Genomic DNA, 760 nt, shown 5'->3' on the forward strand with positions numbered 1-760 from the left:
GGCCCCGGATCCTGTTCGACGTGGCCGTGGCTTGTTTGGCGAGGTCATCGTCGTAGCCACACAGCATCGACAGTTCCGCGACGTTTTCATCGCTGACCCGAATCCCGCGCAGGGTATGTGGCATGGTGCGGGCGGCTTCAGCGATGATCGCGGCATCCCGGGCATCGGTCTTTGCCTCTCCTGGGTGCAGGTCCGCGATGCGGCGCATCGCCAACCCGGGGAGGTAGGCCACGGTGACGCCGGCTGCTTGTGCGACGGCGACGGGTAGGGCTCCGATCGTGGCGGGCTGATCGACGACGAGCAGGAGTGTCCCGTGGGTGCGGAGCTTGTCGATGAGTGCTCGGAGTTTTGCTTCGTTCTGGGGCAGGGCCTTCGACAGTAGTTGGGTGCCGTCCCTGGCCAGCGCCACGGCGTGGTGGTCGTGTTTGCCGACATCGATGCCGATGAATACGTCAATGGTGTCGTGGTTGGTGATCATGTCACTCATCTTCTTCGACTGGTGTGACTGCGGTTGTGAGTGGTTCGGCTGGCCGGTGGTGCTGGGTGGCTCCGGGGTTCGGCATCCACGTTACGGTCGGGCTCGAGGCATGTGTTCTGCCAGTGGTTCTGGCCCCTATCAGCGATTTCCCTGGTGCCTTCGAACCTCGGTGACAACACCCCCCGGATCATGACGACTGGGGGCATGAATCATGCCGAGGTCCTCAGGCCAGCGACCCCTTCTATCCTGACGGATGTTGAGGCTACTTAAAAGGTAACGGGG

General features: G+C 62.6%; 1 protein-coding gene. It reads right to left on the bottom strand.

Annotated features, from left to right (window positions below; all coding sequences use genetic code 11):
• A partial coding sequence (locus tag EB836_RS18065; protein WP_135542835.1) for a transposase occupies window positions 1-478 on the bottom strand: 478 nt, incomplete at its 3' end.
• Window positions 479-760: the final 282 nt, after the last annotated feature.

The organism is Brevibacterium sp. S111 (genome assembly GCF_004745075.1).
GTDB lineage: Bacteria > Actinomycetota > Actinomycetes > Actinomycetales > Brevibacteriaceae > Brevibacterium.